Source organism: Streptomyces manipurensis (genome assembly GCF_049570255.1).
Taxonomy (GTDB): domain Bacteria; phylum Actinomycetota; class Actinomycetes; order Streptomycetales; family Streptomycetaceae; genus Streptomyces; species Streptomyces manipurensis.
This window is the reverse complement of sequence record NZ_CP186950.1, coordinates 7,184,379-7,208,171: the sequence shown is the minus strand read 5'-3', so window position 1 is coordinate 7,208,171 and position 23,793 is coordinate 7,184,379. Positions and strand designations below refer to the sequence as shown.

At 74.7% G+C, this 23,793-nt stretch carries 25 protein-coding genes and 1 pseudogene; 13 read left to right on the top strand and 13 right to left on the bottom strand.

Annotated elements, in window-relative coordinates:
• Nucleotides 1-9 precede the first annotated feature (9 nt).
• Nucleotides 10-657, bottom strand: a complete 648-nt coding sequence (locus ACPU2J_RS32805; protein ID WP_420078394.1) for a hypothetical protein — start codon at nucleotides 655-657, stop codon at nucleotides 10-12.
• 252 nt (nucleotides 658-909) lie between these two features.
• Between ACPU2J_RS32805 and ACPU2J_RS32800 the strand changes: the two genes are divergently transcribed.
• Nucleotides 910-1,287, top strand: coding sequence for an ATP-binding protein (locus ACPU2J_RS32800; protein ID WP_420078395.1), 378 nt, complete (start codon nucleotides 910-912; stop codon nucleotides 1,285-1,287).
• Nucleotides 1,288-1,351: 64 nt separating this feature from the next.
• On the opposite strand, the gene ACPU2J_RS32795 is transcribed toward ACPU2J_RS32800, so the two are convergent.
• The 4 genes from ACPU2J_RS32795 to ACPU2J_RS32780 form a co-directional block, all read right to left on the bottom strand.
• Nucleotides 1,352-1,591, bottom strand: a complete 240-nt coding sequence (locus ACPU2J_RS32795; RefSeq protein WP_361602494.1) for a chaplin — start codon at nucleotides 1,589-1,591, stop codon at nucleotides 1,352-1,354.
• A 292-nt stretch (nucleotides 1,592-1,883) separates the two neighbouring features.
• On the bottom strand, nucleotides 1,884-2,342 hold the full coding sequence (locus ACPU2J_RS32790; RefSeq protein ID WP_420078396.1) for a DUF7144 family membrane protein: 459 nt from the start codon (nucleotides 2,340-2,342) through the stop codon (nucleotides 1,884-1,886).
• A 124-nt stretch (nucleotides 2,343-2,466) separates the two neighbouring features.
• Nucleotides 2,467-2,664 carry a hypothetical protein gene (locus ACPU2J_RS32785; RefSeq protein WP_361608190.1) on the bottom strand — a complete coding sequence of 66 codons (198 nt, stop codon included), beginning with the start codon at nucleotides 2,662-2,664 and terminating at the stop codon, nucleotides 2,467-2,469.
• Between the two features lie 126 nt (nucleotides 2,665-2,790).
• Entirely contained in the window at nucleotides 2,791-5,346 is a 2,556-nt protein-coding gene (locus ACPU2J_RS32780; protein WP_423834673.1) for a LuxR C-terminal-related transcriptional regulator, read from the bottom strand.
• A 234-nt stretch (nucleotides 5,347-5,580) separates the two neighbouring features.
• Here ACPU2J_RS32780 and ACPU2J_RS32775 point away from each other — a divergent pair, with 234 nt between their 5' ends.
• Nucleotides 5,581-6,039, top strand: coding sequence for a hypothetical protein (locus tag ACPU2J_RS32775; protein ID WP_365135573.1), 459 nt, complete (start codon nucleotides 5,581-5,583; stop codon nucleotides 6,037-6,039).
• A 104-nt stretch (nucleotides 6,040-6,143) separates the two neighbouring features.
• Here ACPU2J_RS32775 and ACPU2J_RS32770 read toward each other — a convergent pair whose 3' ends face one another.
• Both ACPU2J_RS32770 and ACPU2J_RS32765 read right to left on the bottom strand, forming a co-directional pair.
• Nucleotides 6,144-6,548, bottom strand: coding sequence for a hypothetical protein (locus ACPU2J_RS32770; protein WP_420078399.1), 405 nt, complete (start codon nucleotides 6,546-6,548; stop codon nucleotides 6,144-6,146).
• 167 nt (nucleotides 6,549-6,715) lie between these two features.
• Nucleotides 6,716-7,138, bottom strand: coding sequence for a secondary thiamine-phosphate synthase enzyme YjbQ (locus tag ACPU2J_RS32765; protein WP_361607270.1), 423 nt, complete (start codon nucleotides 7,136-7,138; stop codon nucleotides 6,716-6,718).
• Between the two features lie 765 nt (nucleotides 7,139-7,903).
• Between ACPU2J_RS32765 and ACPU2J_RS32760 the strand changes: the two genes are divergently transcribed.
• Nucleotides 7,904-8,215, top strand: coding sequence for a hypothetical protein (locus tag ACPU2J_RS32760; protein ID WP_423834672.1), 312 nt, complete (start codon nucleotides 7,904-7,906; stop codon nucleotides 8,213-8,215).
• Here the strand turns inward: ACPU2J_RS32760 and ACPU2J_RS32755 are convergent.
• The 3 genes and pseudogenes from ACPU2J_RS32755 to ACPU2J_RS32745 form a co-directional block, all read right to left on the bottom strand.
• A complete protein-coding gene (locus ACPU2J_RS32755) occupies nucleotides 8,203-8,766 on the bottom strand; it encodes a GNAT family N-acetyltransferase (RefSeq protein ID WP_423834671.1) in 564 nt (187 codons plus the stop codon). The genes ACPU2J_RS32760 and ACPU2J_RS32755 overlap by 13 nt on opposite strands.
• Nucleotides 8,767-8,845: 79 nt before the next feature.
• Entirely contained in the window at nucleotides 8,846-9,082 is a 237-nt protein-coding gene (locus ACPU2J_RS32750) for a hypothetical protein (protein ID WP_423835057.1), read from the bottom strand.
• A 124-nt stretch (nucleotides 9,083-9,206) separates the two neighbouring features.
• Nucleotides 9,207-9,713, bottom strand: a pseudogene (locus ACPU2J_RS32745) (alpha/beta hydrolase family protein); the annotation flags it as partial.
• 86 nt (nucleotides 9,714-9,799) lie between these two features.
• On the opposite strand from ACPU2J_RS32745, the gene ACPU2J_RS32740 reads away from it, so the two are divergent.
• Both ACPU2J_RS32740 and ACPU2J_RS32735 read left to right on the top strand, forming a co-directional pair.
• Nucleotides 9,800-10,462, top strand: a complete 663-nt coding sequence (locus tag ACPU2J_RS32740; RefSeq protein ID WP_420078403.1) for a GNAT family N-acetyltransferase — start codon at nucleotides 9,800-9,802, stop codon at nucleotides 10,460-10,462.
• Between the two features lie 56 nt (nucleotides 10,463-10,518).
• Nucleotides 10,519-11,433: a PaaX family transcriptional regulator C-terminal domain-containing protein gene (locus ACPU2J_RS32735; protein WP_420082279.1), complete on the top strand. Its 915-nt coding sequence runs from the start codon at nucleotides 10,519-10,521 to the stop codon at nucleotides 11,431-11,433.
• Between the two features lie 26 nt (nucleotides 11,434-11,459).
• Here the strand turns inward: ACPU2J_RS32735 and ACPU2J_RS32730 are convergent, their stop codons facing one another.
• Entirely contained in the window at nucleotides 11,460-12,209 is a 750-nt protein-coding gene (locus ACPU2J_RS32730) for a hypothetical protein (RefSeq protein ID WP_423834670.1), read from the bottom strand.
• 35 nt (nucleotides 12,210-12,244) lie between these two features.
• Nucleotides 12,245-13,051 carry a hypothetical protein gene (locus ACPU2J_RS32725; RefSeq protein WP_423834669.1) on the bottom strand — a complete coding sequence of 269 codons (807 nt, stop codon included), beginning with the start codon at nucleotides 13,049-13,051 and terminating at the stop codon, nucleotides 12,245-12,247.
• 361 nt (nucleotides 13,052-13,412) lie between these two features.
• On the opposite strand from ACPU2J_RS32725, the gene ACPU2J_RS32720 reads away from it, so the two are divergent.
• Nucleotides 13,413-13,862 (top strand): DUF5133 domain-containing protein, encoded by a 450-nt coding sequence (locus tag ACPU2J_RS32720; protein ID WP_423834668.1) that lies wholly within the window; start codon nucleotides 13,413-13,415, stop codon nucleotides 13,860-13,862.
• Here ACPU2J_RS32720 and ACPU2J_RS32715 read toward each other — a convergent pair.
• Nucleotides 13,840-14,073 carry a DUF6213 family protein gene (locus ACPU2J_RS32715; protein ID WP_361607294.1) on the bottom strand — a complete coding sequence of 78 codons (234 nt, stop codon included), beginning with the start codon at nucleotides 14,071-14,073 and terminating at the stop codon, nucleotides 13,840-13,842. The two genes, ACPU2J_RS32720 and ACPU2J_RS32715, sit on opposite strands and share 23 nt — an antisense overlap.
• Before the next feature lie 169 nt (nucleotides 14,074-14,242).
• Between ACPU2J_RS32715 and ACPU2J_RS32710 the strand changes: the two genes are divergently transcribed.
• The 7 genes from ACPU2J_RS32710 (at nucleotide 14,243) to ACPU2J_RS32680 (ending at nucleotide 23,779) form a co-directional block, all read left to right on the top strand.
• Nucleotides 14,243-14,566 (top strand): plasmid stabilization protein, encoded by a 324-nt coding sequence (locus tag ACPU2J_RS32710; protein ID WP_420078407.1) that lies wholly within the window; start codon nucleotides 14,243-14,245, stop codon nucleotides 14,564-14,566.
• A gap of 458 nt (nucleotides 14,567-15,024) precedes the next feature.
• Nucleotides 15,025-16,119: a carboxylate-amine ligase gene (locus ACPU2J_RS32705; RefSeq protein WP_423834667.1), complete on the top strand. Its 1,095-nt coding sequence runs from the start codon at nucleotides 15,025-15,027 to the stop codon at nucleotides 16,117-16,119.
• Between the two features lie 46 nt (nucleotides 16,120-16,165).
• Complete coding sequence (locus ACPU2J_RS32700) at nucleotides 16,166-16,603, top strand: AraC family transcriptional regulator (protein ID WP_361602217.1); 438 nt, start codon at nucleotides 16,166-16,168, stop codon at nucleotides 16,601-16,603.
• A gap of 10 nt (nucleotides 16,604-16,613) precedes the next feature.
• Nucleotides 16,614-17,030, top strand: a complete 417-nt coding sequence (locus ACPU2J_RS32695; protein ID WP_361602214.1) for a VOC family protein — start codon at nucleotides 16,614-16,616, stop codon at nucleotides 17,028-17,030.
• Between the two features lie 34 nt (nucleotides 17,031-17,064).
• Entirely contained in the window at nucleotides 17,065-19,440 is a 2,376-nt protein-coding gene (locus ACPU2J_RS32690; RefSeq protein ID WP_423834666.1) for an ATP-binding cassette domain-containing protein, read from the top strand.
• 13 nt (nucleotides 19,441-19,453) lie between these two features.
• A complete protein-coding gene (locus tag ACPU2J_RS32685; protein WP_423834665.1) occupies nucleotides 19,454-21,148 on the top strand; it encodes a carboxylesterase/lipase family protein in 1,695 nt (564 codons plus the stop codon).
• 90 nt (nucleotides 21,149-21,238) lie between these two features.
• Nucleotides 21,239-23,779 (top strand): discoidin domain-containing protein, encoded by a 2,541-nt coding sequence (locus ACPU2J_RS32680; protein ID WP_423834664.1) that lies wholly within the window; start codon nucleotides 21,239-21,241, stop codon nucleotides 23,777-23,779.
• Nucleotides 23,780-23,793: the final 14 nt, after the last annotated feature.

Sequence of the window (23,793 nt, the reverse complement as noted above, 5' to 3'; positions counted from 1 at the left end):
GCCACCGCGTCAGGCCAGGACCCCTGCCCGGGTGGCCAGGTCGAGCGCCACGTCGAGCCGCGGCTCGGGCCGGTCGTCGGCCCGGGCCGGGGCCAGCAGGGCCGCCACCGCATCGGCGTCCACCGTGCCCTCCCCCACCTGCGCCGCGAACCGCCCGACGGCCTCGGCGAGGGCGCCCCTGTGGCCGGCCGGCGGGTCGCAGCAGTCCACGGTGAGCGCCAGGAACTCCTCGTGCGAGCCCGCCCAGGGTGCGGCCATGTCCAGTCCGTCGTCGTCCAGTTCGGCCGGATAGGGGATCCGGTGCCACGCACCGTCCTCCCACCAGTAGACGAAGCCGAAGAGGTTGCCCGAGGCGTCCTCCTTCAGGAGTTCCCACGGCAGCCAGTCGGGGCCGCCCGCGAGGAAGTCGACCTGTTCACCGCCGACGTGGGTGCGGCTGCCGTCCGGGTCCTGGCCGCAGAACACCGCGCGCCCCGCGTCGAGGACCGTCAGCCGCCACCATCCTCCGGCGCCGGTGGCGTGGCACCACAGGCCGTCGCCGTCGAGGGCGAACTCGCTCCTGCGGGAGGTGGCGACGTCGAGCAGCGCCATGGTCACCGCCCTGGTCCACAACAGCTCGGGCCGGTCGAGGTCTTCGGGCCTGCTGGGCGTGTGCATGATGGTTCTCCTCCCGGTTGCCCGACAAGCCTCGCACGGGCACCACGGCGCCCCGCGGCCGGTCCGGGGCCCCGCGGCCGGTCCTGCGGACGGCCGGGGTCCGTATCGGCGGTGCGGACGAGGGCCGGCGGCCGCCGGTCGGCCGAAAAGCCGATGTCGGGAAGGGCGCCGACTGGGACGCTGGAAGCAGTCCTCCGCGGCAGTCCGCCGCGGACCGCTTCCTCGCCGCCCCCCGCGTGAGGAGCCGCTCCCATGCTGGTCCTCGACCCCGCCCGTACGGACATCGCACGGGCGCGCCGCGCCACCGTGCGCTTCCTGCGGGACAGGTGTGCGTGGGCCGACGTGCACGACGTCCTGCTCGTGGTCAGCGAGCTGCTCGGCAATGCCGTGCGCCACACGGACGGGGACTGGCTGCTGCACATGACCTGCCGCCGGGAGTCCCTCGTGCTGGAGGTCCACGACCGCAGCACCGACCGGCCCGTCCCGCGGGACGGCGATCCGGAGGGCGGCGGCGGGTTCGGCTGGGGCATCGTCGAGGAGCTGACCTCGTCGGTGACGGTACGGCCGCACGCGGCGGGCAAGGCCGTACGGGCCGTGTGGCTCCCGGCCGACGCCGCGACCCGGGCATGAACCCGGACACGGCCCGTCCCGGCCGGGGCTGAGCGCCGGCCGGGACGGGCGGGGTGCCAGGACCTCAGGCGTTGATGCAGGTGTTGCCGGCGGCAGGGTTGAGCAGACCGATCACGTTGATGCTGTTGCCGCACACGTTGATCGGCACGTGGATGGGGATCTGGACGACGTTGCCCGAGAGGACGCCCGGCGAACCGACCGCGTAACCCTCCGAAACGGCGTCCGCCGAGGCCGACGACGCCCCGCCGATGACCGCCAGGCCCATCACGAGAGCAAGACCCGCACTCTTCAGAACACGCGACACGTTGCATCTCCTTGTCGTGCACAGCGGCGCCGGAGCACCGCACGGTCCCGAGGGGGGCCGCCCCCTCTTCTTCGGCAGCCGACGGCCGCCCGCCCCGGTCCCGACGGCCCGGTTCGCTCGAAGAGGTGTCCTCGCGCCTCCGTTTGGAGGTAGTGAAGGCAGCCGTGCGGCGGACTCCCGTCCGCCGCACGCCAGTTCGTACGCACGCAGGGAGGGCCCGGGGGCGCGCCGCGCGGCACCCGGCGCGCCTCGGGGGCGTACCGGGTGCCGCGTCGGCCCACGGGCCCACCTCTCAGGTGGTCTTGTGCGTCCAGCTCGAACACAGGGCCCAGATGATGAAGACGTCGATCGCGATGATGATGATCGACCACCAGGGCTGGTAGGGCAGCCACAGGAAGTTGGCGAGGATGCTGAGGCCGGCGAGGGCGATGCCCGCGCCGCGGGCCGCGTTCGAGCCCATGAACAGCCCCACGCCGACGAGGACGACGATGATGCCGAGGATCAGGTGGATCCAGCCCCAGGCCGTCAGGTCGAATTCGAAGACGTAGCTGCCGAGGCGTGCGTACACGTCGTCCTCGGCGATGGCGGCGATGCCCTGGAAGATCGCCAGGCATCCGGTCACGACGAGGAGGACCGCGGCGAAGAAGGTTCCCACCTCCGCGCCCGCGCCGTCCCCTCCGCCGGACATCGGGGTCGTGCCCGGCGCGGGGCCGGTGTTCCAGTTCCCCCCGGTCGGTGTCGGCTGGCCCATCGAACTCACCTCACAGTTGGTGTCACGTCGCCGGACCCTCTTCGCAATGTCGTGCGGCGGACGCTTCGTGTGATCACCCGGAGCGGGTGGTCTTTTCCGTGCGGGCGCGGCGGCCCCCGCCGTCTCAGGCGGGCAGCTGCCGCATTTCGAGTACCCGCAGGCCCAGGGACTGGAAGCGGGTGAGGAGCCCGTAGAGGTGGGCCTCGTCCGCCACGGTCCCCAGGAGGAGCGTCTGCTCCCGGACGGGGATCCGGTCGAGCTCGGGAAGGAGCGCGGCGAGTGTGTCCGGCACGATTCCCGAGATGCGGAACTCGTAGCGCATGGGAGCACTCACTTCTTTCCGAAGGATGGTTCCTGGCGCCGGGACCGGGTCTCGGCCCGGTCCCCGCCCCGCCATGGTGGGCCCGGCCCGGCGGTTCGGCATCGCCCACGGCGGGCGACCCGGCGGTCAGAGGAGGCCGAGGTCCTGCGCGCGGTGCACGGCGTCGCTGCGGCGGGTCACCCCGAGCTTGCGGTAGATGCTCTTCAGATGCGTCTTGACGGTGTTCGCCGACACGTACAGGCCGGCGGCGATCTCCTCGGTGGAGAGCAGGTGCGCTGCCATCGCGAGCACCTCGGTCTCGCGGGCGGTCAGCGCTTCCACCACGGCGGGCCGGACGGCGGGCACCGCCGCAGGCCGCCGTGCACCGCCCGGTACGCCGACGCCCTGTACGCCCGGCAGGTCGGCTCGGCCCGGTACGCCCGGAAGGTCGACTGGGCCAGGTACGCCCGGCCCCTCGTGCTCCCCCGGGTCCCCGCCCGCCGCGGTGATCCGGGCCCGGAGCAGGTGCGTACGGGTGCGCAGCGGCGCCGGGAGGGAGTCGTCGCCGGGGAGGCCTGCGAGCTCGCGGGCCGCCGGACCGGGACGGCCGGCCGCCAGGTGCGCGTGGGCGCGTGCCAGCGCGTGCCGGGGCCCTCCGGCGGGCACCGCGTCGAGGGCCCGCAGCGCCGCCGCGGGGTCGCCGCACGCCACGTGGGCGGCCGACTCCGCGAGGGCCAGCTCGTCCGCCTCCCAGGCGTACCGCGGGCCCGCCCCGGGCCGTACGGCGTGCAGGGCGCGCAGCGCTCCCTCCCCGTCGCCCTCCGCGGCGGCGATACGGGCCCCGATGACGGCGGCGGAGACCAGCGCCACCCGCTCGGGGCGCGGCCCGGCGGCCGCTGCCGCGGGGCCCAGCTCGGCCCGCGCGGCGGACAGGTCGCCCTCCTCGACGGCGACCCCCGCCAGGACCAGGTGGGCGAGGGCGGACCGGCTCCCGGGCGGCAGGGCGTACCGCTCCGCGGCCGCCAGCGAGGCACGGGCATGGCCGGCCGCCTCCGCGGGCCGTCCGCCGAGCAGCTCGGTCATGGCGAGCGAGCCGAGGGCGTCGCACAGCGCGGATTCCGTGCCCGGGGCCCCGCAGGCCGCGACGGCGGCGGTGAGGGCGGTGCCGGCCCGGTCGAGGCGGCCGGCTCCGAGTTCGGCGGTGCCGAGGGCCGCCAGGAGCAGGGCGCGGAGCTCGGGACGTTCCGCGAGCAGGTCCGGCGGCACCTCGCGGAACAGCCGCTCGGCGTCGGCCGCCGCGCGTCCGGCCGCCGCGGCGTCGCCGGCCAGCCGCCCGGCGAGCACCCCGACGAAGGCGCGGGCGAGCGCGGCCGCCGGGGAGGCGGTGTCCCGGCAGGCGTCCGCACGGCGCAGCCGGGCCTCGCAGCCGGCCGGGTCCCGGGCGGCGATCCGGCAGGCCGCGCCGACCAGGGCCGTCGCCCGTCCGTCCGGTTCGGCCGGCAGGGCGGCGAGCGCCCGGCCCAGTGGTTCGGCTTCCAGGCCCGTGAGCAGCCTGCCGAGGGCCAGTCCCTCGACGAGCTGGGCCGCCGCGAACGGCCAGTCGGCTGCTGCCGACGCCTGCACCACGGCCTCGGTGAGGCGGCCGGTCCCGGCGAGCCAGCGTGCCGCCCGCCGGTGCAGGAGCGGCTCCAGGCCGGGCCGGCGCTGGCGCAGGTGGGCCCGGAGCACCTCGGCGAACAGCGGGTGGAGCCGGTACCAGTCGGACGCGTCCACCCGTTCCAGGAAGGCGTTGTCCCGGGCGAGGCCGGCCAGGGTGCGGGCCCCGTCGTCCCGTCCGGTGAGGGCGTCGGCGAGGCCGGGGTGGACGCGATCCGTCACGCAGACCCGCAGCAGCAGGTCCTGCGTGGACGCCGGCTGCGTGTCCAGGACCTCGCTGAGCAGGTAGTCCGCGATGGTGGTCCGGTCGGCCGCGAACTGGCGCAGGAAGGCCTCGGGGTCCGGGCTGCGCTGCATGGCCAGGGCGCACAGCCGCACTCCCGCCGCCCACCCCTCGGTGCGCTCCATCAGCAGGCGTACCCCTTCCGGGGAGATCCGCAGCCGGTGCTCGTCCAGGAGGGCCCCGGCGTCCCCGGGGGTGAACCGGAGGTCCGCCTGCCGGATCTCGGTGATCTCGCCGGCGGCCCGGTAGCGGTGCAGGGGCAGGAGGGAGTCCGTCCGGCTGGTGAGGACCACGCGCAGGCCGCCGGAGGAGTGCCGGAGCACGAAGTCCAGGCCTTCCGTCATCCCGGTCGTCGCCGAGGGCGGGCGAACCGTGTCGAACTGGTCGAGGACCAGGACGGCCGGCCGCGGTGCCGCGGCGAGCCCCTCGGCGAGGCGTACGAGGAAGGACCGGGTCACGCCCTCGGCCCGGATCGGCCGGCCCACCGCGGCCGGGAGTTCCACCCCGCCGCGGTGCAGTGCCTCCAGGACGTACGCCCAGAAGGCGCCGGGGGCGTCGTCCGGCTCGACGGTCAGCCACACGGGAGCACCCGGCGCCCGCCGGCCGGCCGCCCACTGGGCGGTGAGGACCGTCTTGCCCGAGCCGGCGGGTCCGTTGATCAGGGTCAGCGGCCCCTGCACCCCGGCAGACAGGCGTTCCAGCAGCCCGGGCCGGTGGACGAGCAGCTTGGGAACGGCCGGTGCGGTGAACCGGGCCGTGAGCATGGGGTCACTCTGTGGTGGGACCACGCCCTCCACTGAAACCGTGATCGGGTGAGATCACCACTCGGGTCACCCGGACCGGGTGACCCGAGCGGTGACCGGAGGCGGGGCCTGCGCGGGTACGCGGGCCCCGGGGACGGGAAAACCGGGCGCGGGCGGGAAATCCGCGGACCTACCATGCCGGGGCGCGCAGCGCCCGTCCGGCCACGCCCGGACGGCCCCTCGAGAGAAGGCCCGATGGACATCGTCTTCCGCAAGCTCCCCGACGGCCGCCACGACATCGTCGTACGGGACCGCAAGGGCCCGGACGTCCGGCTGGCGCCGGCGGCCACCGGGCCCACCCTCCCCCACGACCTCGCGCACGCGGCGGTGGAGGACGCCCTCGGAATCACCGACGGGTTCTGGGGGGCCATGGCGCAGGGCGCCACGTTCGAGGGGTTCGAGACGGTGGAGCCCACCCGGCACCGCCGCTCGGGCCTGAAGGTGCTGCGGCGCAAGGGCGATGCCGTGATGCGGGCGGAGCTCTCCGTCAACTGGGCCTACCGGGTCTGGTCGGGGCTGAGCACCCAGGGCCGGGGCGTCGGGCGCAGCCCGCTGGACGACCGTGAGACCGCCCTGGCCACCGCCGCTCTGGACCGGGCGGCGGAGCGCTGGTCCCGGGTGGCCGAGGGAGAGGCCCTCACCTGGCGCTGGTGAGGGCACCGTCCGCCCGCGCGGCGGGCGGATCCCGGCGGACGCGGCCGGCCCCGGCCCGCGGACCCCCGTACGGCCGGAACCGCCCGCCCGGAGGTCCGCCGCGCTCACAGCCGGGGGCGCTTCGCCCCCGTGGACGCGATCAGCGCGGCGATCTCCCGTTCCACCTCGTCCACTTCCTCCGCGCGCTCCATGAGGGCCAGCTGCTCCCCGTAGTAGTGCAGCGCCTCGACGAGCAACTGGGCCCGCCCCGTTTCGAGTCCGCACATCAGGCGTGCCGCGTCGAGGCCTTCGGTCCGCAGGGCCAGCGCGATGTCGGGCCGGTGTGCGAAGTCCTGCTTGCTGTACTCGTACAGCGCTTCGGGCAGCCGGTGCAGATAGGCCAGGGGGCTCACCTGCGCGAGCACCCGGTAGGCGGCCACCTTCTGTCGAGCCGTCAGGGTCTGGGAGCCGAGGAGTGCCACTCGGGCTCGGAGGACCGCGTCGTGGTTGATGTGCGCCATGTGAGTCATGACGGTGATTCTGAAAGGTGCACAGGGGGGCGAACAAGGGCAATCGACTGTGCTCTCGGTCCTACGAAAATGCCCTCTGACCTGTCATGATTGATACGTCTTCACCCCTGGGCCGCTCAGCCGGCCCGCCGGGCCGGCCGGATGGCGTCCGGCGCGGCCGGGGAGCGCTACCCGAGGAACGACAGGCGGACCGTGCGGCGGGGGTTGTCGCGGTTGGTGTCCACGAGGGTGACGGACTGCCAGGTGCCCAGCTGCAGCGCTCCGTCGACCACCGGGAGGGTGGCGTGGGGCGGCACGATGGCCGGCAGGACGTGATCGCGCCCGTGGCCCGGGGAGCCGTGCCGGTGCCGCCAGCGGTCGTCGGACGGCAGCAGGTGGCCCAAGGCCGTCAGGAGGTCGTCGTCGCTGCCCGCGCCCGTCTCGATGACGGCGAGCCCCGCGGTGGCGTGCGGGGTGAAGACGTTGAGCAGTCCGCTCCTGCCGCGCGCCACCTCGTCGAGGAAGGCGGTGCAGGTGGAGGTCAGGTCGTGGACGGTCTCCCGGTTGCCCGTGGTCACGTCGAAGGTGCGCGAGATGAAGGTGTCGGCCATGGCGCCATCCTCGTGCCAGGGCTCGGTTCGTGTGTGCAGCACCGGCCTGTGTCGGCGGGCGGGGGTCACGACTGCGATGATCGCGGGGGGTGCTTCGGCTTCGGCTCCTGTGGTGAGGGCTCCGGGGGGATGTGTGAGCGAGACGAGGGGGACCGGGCTCGGGGTGGGTGAGGTGCGGGCGCTGGCTCGGGGGCTGGTCGAGCTCGACGTGTCGGTGGGGGCCCGCTGGGCGGTGGGCCGGGCGCTGGAGGCGGGCTACGCGGTCGGGCGGAGCGGGCCGGTGCGCGACGCGGAGGCGCGGGCCGCACGGGCGGAGTTGTTCCAGGTGGCCGCCTGGATCGCCTTCGACGCCGAATGCCAGCCCGTCTCGCGCCGGTTGCATCTGCGGGCCCTTGAACTGGCGCGCGGTCAGGAGGAGTCGGAGTCCGCGGGGGTGGAACCGCTGGTGCTGGCCGTGCTGTCGATGCAGGAGGAGCACCTCGGCCGGCCGGTGGGGTCCCTGCGGATCGCCCGGGCCGTGCCGGCGCGCCCCGGGCTCCCCGGCCGGGTGGCGGCCATCTTCCAGGTGCGGGCGGCCCGGGCCCTGGCCCGGATGGGACGGGAGGCGCCCGCGGAACGGGCGCTGCGGACCGCCGCGGACCTTCCGGCGGACGGGCCGACGGACGGGACCCCGCCTGGGCCTGGTGGTTCGACGGCCCGGAGTACGACGGCCACCACGGGCTGGCGCGGGCCGCCCTGGGGCATCTGGAGGGCGCGGCCGCGCTGTTGTACGGGGCGGCCCGCGCCGGGGGCGAGGGCCCCGCCTACCGGGTGCTGTTCGCCGCCGAGCCGGCGCGGGTGCCGGCACGGGCGGGCGACTGGCGCGAGGCCGGTACGGCCCTGTCGGCGCTGGCCGAGGCCGTGCCCGCCGTCGGTTCCGTCCGCGCGCTGCGGGCCATGGGGGACGCCGCCCGGCTGGTCGGGTCCGGGCGGCGGGTGCCGCGCCGTACGCGCGACGCCGCCACGGAGCTGACGCTCGCGCTCCGGGTGGAGGCGCCGCCCATGGGCCGGGCGCGGCGGGCGGGTCAGGGCCTCTGACGGACCGCCCGGTCCTGCGCGGCGCCGGGGCGCGGGTCCGCGTGGACACCGGGGTGCTCCATGCAGACCAGGCCGTCGCGGGGGTCCCACGCCTCGGTCACCCGGAAGCCCGCCCGCTCGTACAGGGCGATCGCGGAGGTCCGCCAGTGCCACACGGAGAGCCGGAGGGTGCCCGTGCCGCTGTCGGCGCAGTGGGCGAGGGCGTCCCGCAGGAGCGCGGAGGCGATCCCGCGCCCCCGGTGGGCAGGGTCGGTCCAGAGCCGTTTGATCTCCGAGGCCCCTTCGCGCGGCGCCGTCACCACCGCGGTGCCCACGGGGGTGCCGGCCGGGCCGTCGAGCGCCAGGAGCACCGTGTCCGCGGCGAACGCGGTCCGCGGCGCGCGGATCTCGGCCCGGTAGCGCTCGGGCAGCGCGGCCGCGTCGACGACCGGGGACCCCTTCTCCGCCTCGGTGCTCAGGTGATAGGCGGTCAGCAGGGCGGGCAGGCCGTCCCGCTCGTGGAGGAGGTGGCCGGGGCGGCGGACGACGGCGACCGCGGGATGCGCACTCATGGCACGATCATGACACCGCGCCGTTCGCTCCCCCACGGGACCCCGAACCCCGGACCCCGGACCCCGGATGCCGCTCTCGTCAGAGCGACGCCAGGAACTCCCGCTGGTCCGCGAGGAAGCCCTCGGCGAACAGGGCCCGCGGGGCGCACACGGCGGTCAGCGTCAGCAGCAGGGACGAGCGTTCCACGGCGTGCCTGACCAGCGCGTGGGTGGCGTCCGGATAGTGGGCGACGCGCAGGCCCGGTGCGGAGAGCAGCCGCCGGTAGACGGCCTCGGTCTCGGTGACGTCCACGTTGACGTCGTGCCCGGCGAGCACCAGCAGGACCGGCAGTCCGCGCAGGGCATGCAGGGCAGGTGTCGCGGCGGAGTTCGGCGAGGAGGTTGTAGCGGCCCTGCCGGCGCCAGTCGACGGCGGGCGAGACGGCGATCACGAACCGTACGCCGGGGTCCCGCGCGACGATCCCGGGCAGCACCCAGCCGGCCTGGCTGGCGCCCCACAGGCCGATCCGGTCGCCGTCGACGTCCGGCCGGGTGCGGGCCCAGGCGATGGCGTCGGCGGCCTCCGCCGCCCGGTCGTCCATGCTCTGGTCGAGCCAGTCGCCCGGGGAGCCGTCCACTCCCGGCTTGTTCCAGGACAGGGAGGCGTAGCCAGCGCGGGCGAACGCCTCCCAGAGGGGCCGGTAGAAGGTGTCGTGCGTGGCGTCCACCGGCCCGTCTCCGTGGACGAGGACCACGAGCGGGAACGGACCCTCGCCCGTGGGCGGCGTGGCCAGCACACCGTCCAGGGTCCGCTCGCCGCGGTGCACGGTCACCGCCTCCTCCCGCAGGTCGTAGGTGTTCTGCCGGATCACCAGCCCGGCCAGTCCGGCCGCCAGGACGGCCAGGACGGCCAACGTGGCGGCCAGGGCCCTCACCACCCGGCGGCGGCGGGTGCACCTCGATGCCATGTCACCACTCCCAGAACTATCGATTCAACAACGCTCGTTTCTAATTCGACCGTACTATGCTCGTACGGAAATGACGAGGAGGAATCATGGACGGGAACGCGGCGGACCACGCGGCCCTCATCCGGCGGGGCGTCCCGGACGGCGCCGAGGACCGGGTGGCCGAGCTGTACTGGGAGGCCTTCGGCCGGAAACTGGGCTCCGCGCTGGGGCCGCCCGAACGGGGCAGGGCCTTCCTCGCCCGCCACCTGCACCACGACCGCGGCATCGTCGCCCTCTCCCCCGGCGGCCCGGGCGGTGACCGGGTGGCCGGGGTGGCCGGCTACCGCCTCGGGGACCGCGGCCTGACCGGCGGGGGCTCGCGCGACGTGCTCCGGGCCTACGGCCCCCTGCGGGGCCTGCCGCGGATCGCCCTGCTGGCCCTGCTGGAGCGCACCCCCGCGCCGGGCGAACTGGTCATGGACGGCATCGCCGTCGACCCCGCCCAACGGGGCTCGGGCATCGGGAGCCGGCTGCTCACCGAGATCGCGGCCGTCGCCGCCGAGGCGGGCTGTACCCGGATCCGGCTGGACGTCATCGACGTCAACCCGCGCGCCCGCGCCCTCTACGAGCGCCACGGCTTCACCGCCGTGCGCACGGAACGCACCCCGTACCTCGAACACCTCATGGGCTTCGGCGCGGTGACCACGATGCACCGTCTCCTCCCGGCCGGCGCCGCCCCTTCCCCCCGGACCCCCGAGGAGCAGCCGTGACGAACGGCACGCCGCAGACGGACCCCACCGAGCCCGCCGGTCCCGGCGCACCGCCCGTGGCTCCGGAGATCGGCACCAGGACCCTGGTGCACGGCCTGCTCCGCGAGGACGGCACGGTCGACGGCGCCGAGCTGTACGCCGTCGCCGAGGCCCTCGGCATGACCGACCAGCAGGTCAGACTGTGCGTCAAACGCCTGGTCGCGGACGGCCGGTTCACCCAGGAGGGCCGGGGCCGCAGGTCCCGGCTGCACGCCGCACCCGACGCCGCCGGGTCCCTCGCGCCGGACGTGGAGTACGTGCGCCACGCCTACCGGCAGGACCGGGGCCTCGCCCCGTGGGACGGCAACTGGCACCTCTTCGCCTTCGCCGTCCCCGAGACCGAGCGGCGGGCCCGGGACGCCCTCCGCGACACACTGCTGTATCTGGGCGCCGCTCCCCTCCAGGGCGGCCTCTACGTCTGCGCCAATGCGATCGGCCCGATCGTCGAGGCCCACGCCGACGGACTCGGCGTACGACCCGTCCTCACCCGGTTCACCACCCGTGACCTGCGGGTGGGCGAGGAGGACGACCCGGTCCGGCTCGCGGCACGGCTCTGGCCGCTGCGGGAGGTCGCCGCTCGCCACACGGCGCTGGCGGCGCTGACTCAGGCCCGCCTGGACCGGCTGACCGGCCCGGACCGGCCCACGGGCACCGAGCGGCTGGTGTGCGCCGTCGAGCTGGCCGCGGCCTTCACCGACGCCATGCGGCCCGACCCGCTGCTCCCGCCGGAACTGCTGCCGCGGCCCTGGCCCGGAACGCGGGCCCGGGCCCTGTTCGCCCGCTGCTGGGAGGCCCTGGCCGAGGAAGGCGACGCGGAGGGCCCCGGGAGCCTCAGGCTGTTCCGCCTCTACGACCGGACGGGCGCGGCCGGTGGCGGCACGGCGCGGCCCGGTCCGGACCCGTCGGCGACGCGACGGCGCCCGGAGGACTGACCGCGGCAGGGCGGTCGGTCGGGCCGTCATCCGTCGGCAGCCGGGCCGTCACCCGCCGCCTCCGCTGCGTTCCGTACGGCCGCCGTCCGTACCGTCGGGGCGGCCGCCGCCCACCGCAGGGACCGCGCCTGCTCGGCGAAGGTGACCGCCTGCTCGTCCCGGATCCGCCAGGCCGCCCCGACGTGGTGTCCGACGCGGATCCGCAGGAACTCGTCGGCGAGGCTCGGGGCCAGGGCGGCCTGGGGGTGGCCCCAGGGGGTGCGGTCCGCGGCGGCGGAGCCCGGGCCGGTCCCGGTCCGCGGTCCGCCGGCGCTGCCGAGGCGGGCCGGGTGGCAGGCGTTGGCGACGACGATGAGCGGCGGCCGTTCGAGCAGGGTCAGCTCCTGAGCCGTCAGCAGCCCGTCCGCGAAGACCCATCCGGAGCGGCGGCCCGCGCCCGTGGGGTCGAAGTCGCTGTGGCCGCGGTAGTGGACGATGTGGTTGCCCCCGCACAGCAGGACCCGCAGGACGTCGAGCCGTCGCGCGGGCTCGAACCCCGCCTGGCGCACCGAGTTGGCCGCGCCGAGGAAGAGGCTCACCTCGACGCCGAGGCTCTTGAGCCGGTCGGAGGCGGTGTCGCGGTCCAGTTCGAGCAGCACGGTGGCGTCGTCGGTGAGCAGCCGCTGGAAGTCCGGCGGCACCACGAACCGGGCCAGGAGGTCGGGGAGTTCGCGCGCGTCCTTGACGGAGGGCTCGGCCAGCCGGTCCACGAGCTCCCGCAGCAGGTCCGTGTCCACGGGGACCAGCCGCTCGGGTACGGTGGCCCGCCCGGTCAGCGCGGCCCGGCGCAGGCCGCCGACACCCGACCGCCCCGCTCGGCGAGTCCGGTCAGCGCGGCGAGGGCGTAGACCCAGGCCGAGGGGCCGAGCATCAGGCCCCCGGTGCCCTCCCGCAGCCCGGGGGCGATCCGCAGCTGCGGCAGCCTGGCCGCGGCCTCGGTGAGGGCCAGGTGCAGTTGTTCGGCGCGCAGCCGGTCGACCTCCACGACGACGGCGTCGGCGAGGCGGGGCGCGGCCGCGGAGGTGCCCAGGGCGGTGAGGGCGCCGGCGAAGCCCCTGGCGAGCGCGCGGGCCGCCCGGTGCACGGTCAGGTTGCCGGCGCCGGAGCCGATGAGCACGGTGGCCCGGGTGGAGACGTGGCCGAGGGCGACGGCTTCGCCCAGCAGGGAGGCGTACATCTGTCCGGCCCGGCGCTCCGTCAGGGTTCCGAGCGGCCCCATGCCGACCACGGCCGCGGACCGGAACGTTCCACCCTTGCCGGGGAAGTAGGTGATCTTCCCCGACTGGGCGTCGATCCAGCCCAGTCCGGTGTGCTCCGTGATGAACCGCCGGGAGCCGGCGGAGATGGCCTCGTCCAGGGCGAGTTCCGCGGCCGCGGGGACCACCGACTGGTAGTGGCCGGTGACGTGCAGGTCCGCGGGCACCTCCGCGAGGTCGCCCCACATGACGGTGACGGCGAGGACGGGTCCGGCGGCCCGCGCGGGCTTCTCCGGGACCGGATCGGGGGGCCGTACGGGCGGGTTGGAGGCGGCGGGTACGACGTCCAGCAGGTCGGCGATGCGAGCGGCGGGGGTGCTCATCACGCTCCTCCCCAGATGTCACCCCGAGGACGGGGTCCGGTGCGCCGCGCCGGTGTCCCCACAAGGGATTGTCCCACCGGTGGGCGGCCCGGACCCGGGGAGACGGCGGGCGCCCGCGGGGGCGGCGGGCGGTCGCGGGGGGTCGGCGGGCGTCCCCGTCGGCACGGCCGGTGCCCCGTTCCCGGCCGGACTCGGGGGTACGAAGGCCCACCGGGCGGGCATACCTTCCATACCCCCCGTCCATCCCGCACACGACCTTCGGTTGAAAGGATGATCCGTGATCATTCCACGCATTCATCAGCCCTCTGCAGGGCAGGTTTCGGCGCTCCGCAGCGAGCCCTCCGCGGAGTGGGCGACGGGCATGGTGATGGCCTTGACCCCCTGTGGGGTGCGGGAGGCGCGCCTGGTGCTGGCGGCCGCCGCCGAGTCGGCCGCGGTCCCGGTCGCGGACCTGGCGGCGGCCCTGCACGCGGGTTCCGCCGGGGAGGCCGTACCCCGCCGCTGGGAGCGGGCCGTCCGCCGCGCGGTGGAGGCCCTGCGGACCTCAGGACGGTGCGCGGAGGGCGGGCGGGGCGTGGGACTCCTGCCCAGCGTCGCCCGCACCGAGGAGGCCCTCTCCCGGTTCCGGGCGTGCCGCGAGCTGCTCGCCGCGGCGCCCGGCGACGCCACGGCCCGCGCCGCCATGGACGACGCCGCGTACACGCTGTGCGTGCTCATGGGCCGGACCTCGGTCCACGAGGCCCTCGCGGCCGCCGGGGCCCATCTCGCACCCGGACGGCGCGACCTGGCTAGCGGTCCAGTGCGGAGCTGAACCCGATGCATTCGACGTCGATCTGATCGGCGAGCTCCGCCAGCACACCGGACAGGTCGCGGGCGGTCTGCGGGTCGCCGTGCAGCTCACCGCGCTCGGTGGAATCCACCCAGTCCGCCGCGAGATGCCGCAGCAGGGTGGTCACGTGTTCGGCGGGGATCAGCAGCATGCCGTCTCCCGTGGGGAACAGCGGAATGGACACCTGGATCATGGCACCCCTCTCCAAGGAGGTTTCTCGTCGGGGCGGATACCCGGTCGGCACGGGACCAACCCCCGCACTTCGGCACCGGGGGAGGCGGGCGGGATCCGCGCGTGGACCGGGGCCGGCAGGGTAGGCGCGGGTGGAACCGGTCCGGCCACCCCACGACCGAGGAGTGATCATGCCTCGTGGATCCAGCCCCAAGCGGGAACGCCAGTACGAGCACATCCGGGAGAGCGCCGAGGAAAGGGGCGAGAGCCCGGAGCGGGCCAAGGAGATCGCCGCGCGGACCGTCAACAAGGAACGGGCCCGGGCCGGCGAGTCCAGGACCGCCTCCCGGACCTCCCTGGAGGACATCTCCTCCGGCCGGCGGGGCGGGCTGCGCTCCCACAAGGGGGCCGGGGGCCCGACGTACGACCAGCTGTACGAGGAGGCCCGGCGCAGGAACGTCCACGGCCGGTCCTCCATGGACAAGGCGCAGCTGAAGCGCGCCCTCGGCCACTGAACCGCCGGGCGGGCGGCGCCGTGGAGGTGGCGAGGGCCCGTACGGTGCGCACCGTACGGGCCCTCGCCACCTCCACGGCGCTCCTGCGCCCACCGCGGTCGCCTACACCCGGGGCTCGGCCTCGGCCCGCGGCCCGCGGGCGCCTCGGCCGACCGGGCCGGGCCGCGTCGCGGAGCGCTCCGCCAGGCGGTCCATCGCCCGAAGCACGTGCTCGAAGTCCTTCCAGGGGCCCTCCGCCCCCGCGCCGGCCGACCGCCCTCTCGCCTGCTCTCCACCGTTCATCGCTGGCCTCCCGTCCTTGTCGTACGCATATGCCCGTCCGCCCCGTCCGGAACACCTCCCTCACACGTCCGGCGTGCCGCCGCGGCCGTTCCCCCGCCCGTCCGGAGTACACCCGGGTGTACTCCGGACGGGCGCAGCCGCAGGATGATCGGCCCGTTCCGGGGTAACCGCACCTGGTGATCACATTTGGCGTCGAAGAGGAGTACCTCCTCGTGGATCCGGTGACGGTCCTTCCCGTTCCGGGTGCCGAGTACGTGCGCGGGGCCGCGGGGCTCGGGTCGATCGCCGAGGACGACGAGGTCCAGGACGAGCTGTTGCAGGCGCAGGTGGAGGTCGCCACACCGGTCTGCTCGGAGCTGGAGGAGGTGGGCGGCCACCTCCTGCGGCTGCGGCACGCGGTCGTCTCCGCGGCCGAGGAACACGGCTGCCGCGTCGCCATGACGGCCGCCGCCCCCGTCCGGAACGCGGCCGCGGTGCCCGTCACCCCGCGCCCGCGCTACCTGAGGATGGAGGGGCAGGCCCGGCAGCTGGTCGACGAACAGCTGATCAACGGCATGCACGTGCACGTGGGGGTGCCCGATCCGGAGACCGGCGTGGCCGTGCTGAACCGCATCCGGGTCTGGCTGCCGACCCTGCTGGCCATGTCCGCGAACTCGCCCCTCTGGGACGGTCGCGACACCGGATTCGCCAGCTGGCGCACCATCGTCTTCGGCCGCTGGCCGGTCAGCGGCCCGCCCCCGTACTTCGACGGGCTCGCCGACTACGAGGCACGGATCGACGCCCTGCTGGCCTCGGGCGTGATCGCCGACCGCGGCCAGCTCTACTGGCAGGCCCGGCTGTCCGACCGCTACCCCACGATCGAGGTGCGCTGCCTGGACGTGCAGCTGTACGCCGACGACGCGGTGATGCTGGCGGGCCTGGTCCGCGCGCTCGTCGCGGTCGCCCTGGCCGAGACGGAAGCCGGGGTCGCACCGCCCGCATGCCCTCCGGAGCTGCTCCAGGCGGCCAACTGGCACGCGGCCCGGCACGGCCTCGACACCACGCTGGTCGACCCCGAGGGCCGCCGCCGCAGCAGCGGTGACGTGCTGTGCGCGCTGCTCGCCCACGTGGCGCCGGCCCTGGAGGAGTCCGGGGACGACCGCGAGGTCGGCTCCCTCGTCCACCGGCTGCTGCAGGAGGGGACCCCGGCCGACCGGCAGCGGCGGGCCCTGGCGCAGGGCGGCATGCCAGCCCTGCGCAGCCTGATCGTCGGAGAATCCCCCACGGGATGACCGGCCCGGCCCGGGCGGGCGCCCCCGCCGTGCGATGCTGCTCGGTATGACGCTGGAGGACCTGGTACGGCTGCGCCGCGCACGGGACACGATCGACCGCGACTACGCGGAGCCGCTGGACGTCCCGGCGCTGGCCGCGATCGCCCTGATGTCCCCCGGGCACTTCTCGCGCAGCTTCCGCACCGCCTTCGGGGAGACCCCGTACAGCTATCTGATGACCCGCCGTGTCGAGCGGGCGAAGGCACTGCTGCGGCGCGGGGACCTGAGCGTGACCGAGGTCTGCTTCGCGGTCGGGTCGACCTCCCTGGGATCGTTCAGCTCCCGTTTCACCGAGCTGGTCGGCGAGAGCCCCAGCGCCTACCGGGCCCGCAGCCACGACGCGGGCGAGGCGATCCCCGCCTGCGTCGCCAAATTCATGACACGACCGGTGCGCGGCGCGGAACCGGTCAGGAATGGAGAAGCGAAACCGGCCTCCTCCTCGTAGCGTCGGAGCCATGAACATCAACCTCTCCCAGTGTTTCATCGCCGTCGACGACCACGACAAGGCGCTCGCCTTCTACCGTGACGTCCTCGGCCTGGAAGTCCGCAACGACGTCGGCTTCGAGGGCATGCGGTGGGTCACCGTCGGCTCGCCCGCCCAGCCCGACGTGGAGATCGTCCTCGAACCCCCGCTCGCCGACCCGGGGGCCTCCCCCGCGGACCGGCAGGCGATGGCGGAGCTGCTGGCCAAGGGCCTGCTGCGGGGCGTGATCTTCACGACCGACGACGTGGACGCCACCTTCGAACGCATCCGGGCCGCGGGCGGGGAGGTCATGCAGGAGCCGATCGACCAGCCGTACGGCGTGCGCGACTGCGCCTTCCGCGACCCGGCCGGCAACATGCTCCGCTTCAACCAGCCCCGCAAGCAGTAGCAGCCCAGCGACAGCCGTAGGAGACACGACCAGCATGGCCACGAGGAAGAACACGCAGCCGCACGCTGCCGACAGTCACGACCTGATCCGCGTGCACGGCGCCCGCGTGAACAACCTCAAGGACGTGAGCATCGAGATCCCGAAGCGCCGTCTGACGGTGTTCACCGGGGTCTCGGGCTCCGGCAAGAGCTCGCTGGTGTTCGACACGATCGCCGCCGAATCGCAGCGCCTGATCAACGAGACCTACAGCGCCTTCGTCCAGGGCTTCATGCCGACCCTGGCCCGGCCCGAGGTCGACGTGCTCGACGGCCTGACGACGGCGATCATCGTCGACCAGCAGCGGATGGGCGGCGACCCCCGCTCCACGGTGGGCACCGCCACCGACGCCAACGCCATGTTGCGCATCCTGTTCAGCCGGCTCGGCACGCCGTACATCGGCTCGCCCAAGGCCTTCTCCTTCAACGTCGCCTCGATCAGCGGGGCCGGTGCGGTGACCGTGGAACGCGCCGGCCAGAAGGTGAAGGAGCGGCGCTCCTTCAGCATCACGGGCGGCATGTGTCCGCGGTGCGAGGGGCGCGGCTCGGTCACCGACCTCGACCTCACGCAGCTCTTCGACAGCTCCAGGTCGCTGAACGAGGGCGCCATGACGGTGCCCGGCTACAAGCCCGGGGGCTGGAGCTACCGCCTGTACAGCGAGTCCGGGCTCTACGACGCGGACAAGCCGATCGCGAAGTTCACCAAGCGGGAGCTGCACGACTTCCTGTACCGCGAGCCGGTCCGCATGAAGATCGCCGGCATCAACATGACCTACGAGGGCCTGATCCCCCGGATCCAGAAGTCGATGCTGGCCAAGGACCGGGAGTCGATGCAGCCCCACATCCGGGAGTTCGTGGACCGGGCGGTCACCTTCACGACCTGTCCCGACTGCGAGGGCACCCGGCTGACCGAGGCCGCCCGGTCGTCGAAGATCAAGGGCGTCAGCATCGCCGACGCCTGCGCCCTGCAGATCAGCGACCTCGCCCGGTGGGTCGACGGACTCGACGAGCCGTCGGTCGCCCCGCTGCTCGCCACGCTCCACCATACCCTCGACTCGTTCGTCGAGATCGGGCTCGGCTACCTCTCCCTCGACCGCCCCGCGGGCACGCTCTCCGGCGGCGAGGCGCAGCGCGTGAAGATGATCCGGCACCTGGGCTCCTCCCTCACCGACACCACGTACGTCTTCGACGAACCCACCACCGGCCTGCACCCGCACGACATCCAGCGCATGAACAAGCTGCTGCTGCGCCTGCGGGACAAGGGCAACACGGTGCTCGTCGTGGAGCACAAGCCGGAGACGATCGTGATCGCGGACCACGTCGTCGACCTGGGCCCCGGCGCCGGCACGGCGGGCGGAACGGTCTGCTTCGAAGGACCGGTGGAGGGCCTGCGGGCCGCCGGCACCATCACCGGGCGGCACTTCGACGACCGGGCGGCGCTGAAGGACACGGTGCGCGAGCCCACGGGGAAGCTCTCCATCCGCGGGGCCTCCACCCACAACCTGCGGGACGTGGACGTCGACATCCCGCTCGGCGTGCTCACGGTCGTCACCGGCGTCGCCGGCTCGGGGAAGAGCTCGCTGATCCACGGCTCGGTCCCCCGCGGCGAGGGTGTCGTATCGGTGGACCAGAGCGCGATCCGCGGTTCGCGGCGGAGCAACCCGGCCACCTACACCGGGCTGCTCGACCCGATCCGCAAGGCCTTCGCGAAGGCGCACGGGGTCAAGCCGGCGCTGTTCAGCGCCAACTCCGAGGGGGCCTGCCCCACCTGCAACGGCGCCGGCGTGATCTACACCGACCTGGCGATGATGGCCGGGGTGGCCACCACCTGCGAGGACTGCGAGGGCAAGCGGTTCCAGGCGTCGGTGCTGGACTACCGCCTCGGGGGGCGGGACATCAGCGAGGTGCTGGCCATGCCGGTGACGGAGGCCACCGGGTTCTTCGCCTCCGGCGAGGCGGCCACGCCCGCGGCGCACCGCATCCTGGAGCGCCTGGCCGACGTGGGGCTCGGCTACGTCAGCCTCGGACAGCCGCTCACCACCCTATCCGGCGGCGAACGCCAGCGCCTGAAGCTGGCCACGCACATGGCCGACAAGGGCGGGGTCTACGTCCTGGACGAGCCGACGACGGGCCTGCACCTGGCCGACGTCGAGCAGCTCCTCGGGCTCCTCGACCGGCTCGTGGACTCGGGCAAGTCGGTCATCGTGATCGAGCATCACCAGGCGGTCATGGCCCACGCGGACTGGATCGTCGACCTCGGTCCCGGCGCCGGTCACGACGGCGGCCGGATCGTCTTCGAGGGGACGCCCGCCGAGCTGGTGGCCGCCCGTTCCACCCTCACCGGTGAACACCTGGCCCAGTACGTCGGGGCCTGATGCGGGCCACCGGATGAGTCGCCGCGGGCGCCCGCACCGGGCCGTGCCGGCCGCGGTCTGCGCCCTCGCCCTGGCCGCGGCGGCGGCCCTCCCGTCCGGGTGCGCCCCGGCTCCGGGGTCCGGGACGGCGGTCGGGGCGGTCGTGCGGACGGAGGACGGCGCGTTGCGCGGGAGCCGGTCGGGCGCGTTCACGCTCTTCCGGGGGATCCCCTACGCGGGCGCTCCGACCGGGCCCCACCGGTGGGCCCCGCCCCGCCCGGTGCGACCGTGGGAGGGGATCCGGGATGCCACCCGGACCGGGCCGCTGTGCCCCCAGGTGCCCTCGCCGTACGCGCGGATCTCCAGCACGGAGGAGGACTGCCTGGTCCTGAACGTCACCACGCCACCGGGGGCCGACACGCGGCGGCCCGCGCCGGTGCTGGTGTGGATCCACGGGGACGGGGCCGTGGGCGGCGGCTCCTTCTTCGACGGGCGGCGCCCGGCCGGCCGGGGGCTGGTGGTGGTCACCGTGAACTACCGGCTCGGCGTGTTCGGCGGCCTCGCCCTGCCGGGGCTCGCCGGGTCGGGCACCTTCGGGCTCCAGGACCAGCGGGCGGCCCTGGAGTGGGTGCGGCGCAACGTCCGGGCCTTCGGCGGCGATCCCGGCAACGTCACCCTGGCGGGGGTGTCCTTCGGGGCGTCGGCCGTGGCGGCGCACCTGACCTCGCCGGCCTCCCGGGGCCTGTTCCACCGCGCGGTGATGGCGAGCGGCGAGGCCCTGATGGACATGCCGGCCGGGACGATGGGGCCGGACGTGCCGGCGTACCCCTGGTACGTGTGGCGGACCGGGCGCGAGATGGAGGAGATCACGGCGGCCATGACGGGGTCGCTGGGCTGTGGTGGCGGCATCCGGGCGCTGGCCTGTCTGCGGGCCCTGCCGGTGGAGCGGATCCTGCGGGTGCCCTCCGTCATGAACGCCTTCCAGGCCTTCGCCTTCGGCAACGCCATCCTGCCGGAACTGCCGCCCGCCGCACTGCACTCGGGGCGGTTCCACCGGGTGCCCGTCCTGTCGGGAGCCACCCGGGACGAACACCGCACCTTCGTGGGGACGGCGTACGACGCGGCGGGCAGGCCCTTCACCGCGGACGACTACGACCGCGCCCTGCGCACGGCGTTCGGCACGGGGGCGGCTCCCCGGGTGCGGGCCGAGTATCCCGTGGACTCCTTCCCCTCACCGGGGCTGGCGTGGGCGGCCGTGGTCACCGACCGGATGTGGGCGCGCGGCACGCGGGCCCAGCACGAGGCCCTGGCCGCTCACGTCCCGGTGTACGCCTACGAGTTCGCCGACCGGCGGGCGCCGGTGTTCCTGCCCGTGCCGGACGGCTTCGACTTCGGGGCGTTCCACGCCGGCGACGTCCCGTACCTGTTCGAGGACGGGGCCGCCGAACCGCGGTTCACGCCCGCGCAGCGCCGCCTGGCGGAGGCGATGACCGCGTACTGGGCCGCCTTCGCCCGCACGGGCTCGCCCGGGGTCGCGGGGCTGCCCGCGTGGCCGCCGTACCGCACGGCCCTCCCGGGCCGGCCGTACACGCAGTCGCTGGCTCCGTCCCGGATCGGGCCGGTGGACTACGCGCGCGAGCACCGCCTCGGCTTCTGGGACGGCCTCTCCCCCGGCCGGCCGGCCGGGGAGGGCGGGGGTCCGACCGGGGGGCCTGCCGGGGGACCGTGAGGTTTCCCGCCAACTCTCCACGTTCTCGGGCGAGTTGTCACTGATCTGACTATCTTCTACGGGCCTGTCCGTTCGCCCCAGGAGGTCAGATTGCAGTCCAGGCGCTCCTTCGCCTCGCTCCGGCTGTTACGCCGCTCCCATCTGCTCATCGCCTTCGGCCTCGGTTCCCTGCTGATCGGCCTGACCCCCTGGCTCGGCGTGGCGAGCCCGGCCGCGCCCCGCCCCCGGCCCGCGCCCGTGCCCACGGACCAGCAGGCGTTGCAGTCGCCCCACCACGGTCTCGTGCCGGCGAACGCCATGGAGCCCACGGCCCCGCTCCTCGACCGCGCCGGGTGGACGGCGACGGCGAGCGACGAGGAGACCACCGGCGAGAACGGCCGTGCCGCCAACGTCCTCGACGGCGACAACACGACCATCTGGCACAGCAAGTGGACCGCCACCGCGGCGCCCCTGCCGCACACCCTGACCATCGACATGAAGCGCACGGCCGTGGTCTCCGCCGTCGTCTACCAGCCCCGCACCAACGGTCCGAACGGGCGGCTGGGCGAGTACGGCATCAGCGTCAGCCCGGACGGGGTGAACTGGGGGAGCCCGGTGGCCACCGGCACCGTCGCGGACGACGCGAGCGCCAAGACCCTCGGGTTCGCGCCCCAGGGAACCCGGTTCGTGCGGCTGACGGCGCTGACCGAGGCGGGCGGGCGCGGCCCCTGGACCTCGGCCGCCGAGATCAACCTGCTCGGCGACCCCGGCACCCCGGAGGCCACCGTCGACCTGTCCCGGGCCGGCTGGACGGCGACGGCGAGCGACGAGGAGACCACCGGCGAGAACGGCCGCGCCGCGAACGTCCTCGACGGCAGCGATGCCACGATCTGGCACAGCAGGTGGTCGGGCACCGCCGCGCCCCTGCCGCACACCCTCACCATCGACATGAAGCGCGCGACGACGGTCTCCGCACTGGCCTACCACCCGCGCACCGACGGGGCCAACGGGCGCGCCGGGGCCTACACCATCGCCACCAGCACCGACGGGACGACCTTCCGCGCACCGGTGGCCGCAGGCACCTGGCGCGACGACGACTCCGTCAAGACGGCCACCTTCACCCGCGCCGAGAGCGCCCGCTACGTCCGGCTGACGCTGACCTCGGAGGCGGGCGGCCGCGGGCCCTGGTCCTCGGCCTCGGAGATCCGCCTGAGCGGGCCGGCCAGCCCCGCCGTCCACGGTTCCTGGGGCCGGATCATCGGCTTCCCGCTGGTGCCCGTCGCCACGGCCGCCCTGCCCGGTGACAAGCTGCTCGCCTGGTCCGCGTACGCCGTCGACCGCTTCGGCGGGAGCAACGGGTACACGCAGACCGCGATCCTGGACCTCAGGACGGGCAAGGTCACCCAGCGGCGCATCGACAACACCGGGCACGACATGTTCTGCCCGGGCATAGCCATGCTCGCCGACGGCCGCGTGCTGATCACCGGCGGCAGCAACGCGGAGAAGGCGAGCATCTACGACCCGGCCACGGACGCCTGGTCGGCGACCAGCAGCATGAACACCGCCCGCGGCTACCAGGCGATGACGCTCCTCTCCACGGGGGAGGCCTTCGTCCTCGGCGGCTCCTGGAGCGGGAACGCGAGCACCGACAAGGCGGGCGAGGTCTGGTCCCCGGACACCCGCACCTGGCGCAAGCTGCCCGGCGTCTCGGCCGCACCGGCGCTCACCGCCGACCCCGCCGGACCGTACCGCGCGGACAACCACATGTGGCTGCACGCCACTTCGGGCGGCAAGGTGCTCCAGCTGGGGCCGAGCCGGCAGATGAACTGGATCACCACCACCGGGCAGGGCACCATCACCTCCGCCGGCAACCGGGCCGACAGCCAGGACGCGATGACCGGCAACGCGGTCGCGTACGACATCGGCAAGCTGGTCACCCTGGGCGGGTCGCCGGCCTACCAGGACTCCCCCGCCACGCAGCGCGCGTACACGGTCGGCATCTCGGACAGCCAGGTCCAGGCCGCCCGGACGGGCGACATGGAGCACGCCCGCGCCTTCAGCAACAGCGTGGTCCTGCCGGACGGGAAGGTCGCCGTCTTCGGCGGCCAGGCCAACCCGGTCCCGTTCAGCGACGCGACGTCCGTCCTGACCCCCGAGCTGTGGGACCCCGCGACGGGCCGCTTCACGCCGCTGGCGACGATGGCCGTCCCGCGCAACTACCACAGCGTCGCCAACCTGCTGCCGGACGGGCGGATCTTCTCCGGCGGCGGCGGCCTGTGCGGCGACTGCGCGACCAACCACGCCGACGGGGCGGTCTTCACGCCTCCGTACCTCCTCGAGGCCGACGGCTCGCCGAAGCCGCGGCCCGCCATCACCGGGGGCGTTCCGCCGCGTGCCGCCCCCGGCGCCTCGCTGACGGTCGGCACGGACTCCCCCGTCGCCTCCTTCGTCCTGATGCGGGCGGCGGCGGCCACCCACTCCACCGACAACGACCAGCGGCGCGTGCCGCTGTCGGCCACACCGGCGGGGACGGGCGCGTACACCGTCTCGATCCCCTCGGACACCGGCGTGGTCCTGCCGGGGAACTACATGCTCTTCGCGCTGGACTCCCAGGGGGTCCCGAGCGTCGCCCGGTTCCTCACCGTGTCCTGACGCGGGATCCGGTA